The following is a 3,238-nucleotide window of genomic DNA, read 5'->3' on the forward strand; positions in this document are numbered from 1 at the left end:
GTCCCTGGATCACCGGGCCCCACCGCGTGGCCGGTGTGAGATCGGTCTTCAGCCGGATCTGCGCGTCGAGATACGCGGGCTCGTAGAACTTGGTGCGGGCCAACTCGCGCCCGTCGGGTCCGATCACCGCGCTGATGCCGACGGTGCCGGCCACCACCACGTACCGGTCGTGCTCGACGGCCCGCAGCCTGGCGAACGAGAGCATCTGCTCACTCATCGCCCCATCGAACGTCGCGTTGTTCGTCGGGACGGCGAGGAACTGCGCCCCGTTCAGCACGGATTCCCTGGCCGCGCGGTCGAAGATGACCTCCCAGCACGTGGTGACGCCGATCGGGATGCCCGCGGCGTGGACGACGCCGTTTCCGGTGCCCGGCACGAAGTAGCCGGCCCGGTCGGCGAACGACGACAGCAGGCGGAAGAACCCACGCCACGGCAGGTACTCGCCGAACGGCTGCACGATCTTCTTGTCGTGGCGCTCCCCTGGGCCGTCGGCGGGATCCCACACGATGACGGTGTTCGTCGCCTGCGGGTCTTCCTGGGTGTACCCGGGCGCGGCGACGACGGCGCCGACGAGGATCGGTGCGCGGATGGCGTCGGTCGCGACCCCGATCTGTTCGGCGGCGTCGCGATTGGCGATCGGGTCGATGTCCGACGAGTTCTCCGGCCAGATGACGACGGCGGGCTGAGGCGCGCGTCCCGCTCGGACGTCCTCGGCGAGTCGCTGGGTCTCGCGTACGTGGTAGTCGAGCACCGCCCGCCGTTGCGCGTTGAACTCGAGTCCGAGCCTGGGGACGTTGCCCTGAACGGCGGCGACGGTGGTCGTCGGGTCGTCCCCCGCGCCCGCACCCGACTGACGCACGTACGGGGTGGCCAGCGCGACGGTGAGAAGCACGAGGGCCACGCTGACGCCAGGCAGCATCACCGAGGGCGGAAGGTGGCCGCTGTGATGCTGCTTGCGCCACCATTGGTGGGCTTCGATGGCGATGGCGGCCAGGCTGACACCGACCAGCGCGACGCCGAACGACACCAGCGGCACGCCACCGAAGTGTGCGATCGCCAGCAAGGGGCTGTTGCCCTGGGTGAATCCGATGACACCCCAGGGAAATCCGCCGAACGGGATGGTGGACTTGAGCCACTCGGCCAGCACCCAGAGGCAGGCGAACCACACCGGCCAGCCAGGTAGGCGCCGTACGACTACGGCGAGAAGGCCGAAGACGCCGGGGAACAGCGCCTCCATCGCGGAGAGCGCGAGCCAGGGAAAGGGCCCGACCAGCCCACTGATCCATGGCAGCAGCGGCACGTAGAAGGCCAGCCCGAACAGGAATCCGTAGCCGAAGCCGCCCATCTTGGTGGTCGATTCGTGGGTCATCACCCACGTGAGAAGCGCGAAGGCGACGAACGCCAAGAACCACCAGCCGAAGGGCGGAAAGCTGGTGCATGCCATCAGTCCGGCGGCGATCGAGGCGGCAATCCGCAACGCCCGCGGGCCAAGGGTGCGGCGCAGCCGGTCGATCACGCGCGACGCGACGGCGGACAGGCGTGACTGCGCGTCGGGTTCCGGTGGCGCCGTCGAGCCTTCCTCCGGCCCTTCGGTTTCGTCCAGGGGGTCGTCCTCTACGTCGACGGCGGGGAAGGTGTCGGTCTGCTCACCCGCCCGTGACGACTCGCGTCGACGACGTCGCTCAGCCATGAATCGCGGCACCCCGGTGGACCGTCTGACGGCAGACGGGCAGGGGGCCGCCGGGGGCCAATCTCGGCAGGGCAGGAATCCGGGAGCGTGGATCGGTGGACCACCGTTGTACGGCGTCGGCAGGGGCGGCGACCTCGAGGGCACCCAGCCCGCCAGGGACGTCCCACACCGCGTACGATGCAGGCGCGCCCGGGGCCAACGTGCCAGCGACTCCGTCGCGGACACCGCCCGCCCGCCAGGCGCCGCGGGTGGCGGCTGCGAATGCGGCCCGCGCCGACATGGCGCTCCCCTGAGTGTGGTGCGTGGTCGCGGCGCGCACCGTCTCCCAGGGATTCATGCCGGTGACCGGCGTATCGGAACCGAAGGCGAGTGGCACGCCTTGGGATGCTAACAGCGCGAGGGGATTCAACGGACCAGCGCGCTCGGCGCCCAATCGCCGCGCATACATGCCGTCAGGCCCTCCCCAGAGCGCGTCGAAGTTGGGTTGCACACTCGCGATGACGCCCCAGGCTCCGAGCAGCCGCGCCTGCTCCTCGGAGACCATCTCGAGGTGCTCGAGACGGTGGCCGCAGCGCGCGACGGCAGGAGCGCCGTGTCGGTCCACCACGCGCGCCAACGCATTCACCACCGAGGTGACCGCGGCGTCGCCGATCACGTGAAACCCGGCGGTGATGCCCGCCTCGGTGCACGAGCTCAGGTGCGCCTCGATCGCGTCCGCGTCGAGGTAGGCGTTGCCGACGCAGTCCGGCGCATCGGCGTAAGGCCGATGCAGCCACGCCGTGTGCGACCCGAGCGCACCGTCGACGAACAGGTCGCCCGCCAGCCCCCGCACCCCGGCGTCGCCGATCAGCTCGCGGGCGTGGGCGGCCGTCGCTACCGCCTCACCCCAGTAGCCGACGACTTCGACGCCGTGCTCGAGCGCATTGAGCTCCTGCCAGTCGTCGATGCCCCCGATCTCGGGTCCGGCGCACTCGTGTACCGCGGCGATGCCGGACCGGGCAGCCAGGTCGAGGGCGGCCAGCCGGGCCTCCTGACGCTGCGCCGTCGTCAGCAGAGCTCTGGCAGCTGCCCGCACCAGATGATGGGCGTCCGCGGTCAGTGGCAGTTGGTCCTGGTGACCGTTCGCGGTCGCCAGCTCGGGCACGGTGCGCCGCAACGCGGTCGAGGCGATCGCGGAGTGCACGTCCACGCGCGCGAGGTAGGCGGGTCGGTCGCCGAGTAGGCGGTCGAGGTCGGCGGTGGTCGGCGCGGCGGGCCTAGGCCATGGCGATTCGTCCCAACCGTGCGCCCAGATGGGCCCCGTCGGGTGGCGACGGGCGTATTCGCCGATGAGCCGCAGTGCGTCCTCGAGCGAGGTGGCGTGGCGCAGGTCGAGGCCGACGAGCGCGAGGCCGGTCGCGGTGACGTGGACGTGGCTGTCGACGAAGGCAGGCGTCACGAAGCCGCCGTCGAGGTCGACGACCCTGGCATCCGGGAACTGGCCGCGGCCGACGTCGTCGGCGCCAAGCCACGTCACGATGGGGTCGGGGCCGTCGCTGACCGCCATGG

The 3,238-nt window shown here is 71.0% G+C and carries 2 protein-coding genes; both read right to left on the minus strand.

What is annotated here, in order from left to right; all coding sequences use genetic code 11:
* On the minus strand, window positions 1-1,690 hold a 1,690-nt coding region (gene lnt, locus ACRDUX_RS28435), incomplete at its 3' end, for an apolipoprotein N-acyltransferase (protein WP_526418785.1).
* Window positions 1,683-3,236: an amidohydrolase gene (locus tag ACRDUX_RS28440; protein WP_526418787.1), complete on the minus strand. Its 1,554-nt coding sequence runs from the start codon at window positions 3,234-3,236 to the stop codon at window positions 1,683-1,685. The genes lnt and ACRDUX_RS28440, both read right to left, overlap by 8 nt.
* Between the last annotated feature and the right edge of the window lie 2 nt (window positions 3,237-3,238).

This window comes from Mycobacterium sp., from assembly GCF_050701675.1.
GTDB lineage: Bacteria > Actinomycetota > Actinomycetes > Mycobacteriales > Mycobacteriaceae > Mycobacterium.

Coding starts and splice junctions, on each gene's coding strand:
- ACRDUX_RS28440 (WP_526418787.1), bottom strand. CDS start 3,236: ATGGCGGTCAGCGACGGCCCCGACCCCATCGTGACGTGGCTTGGCGCC.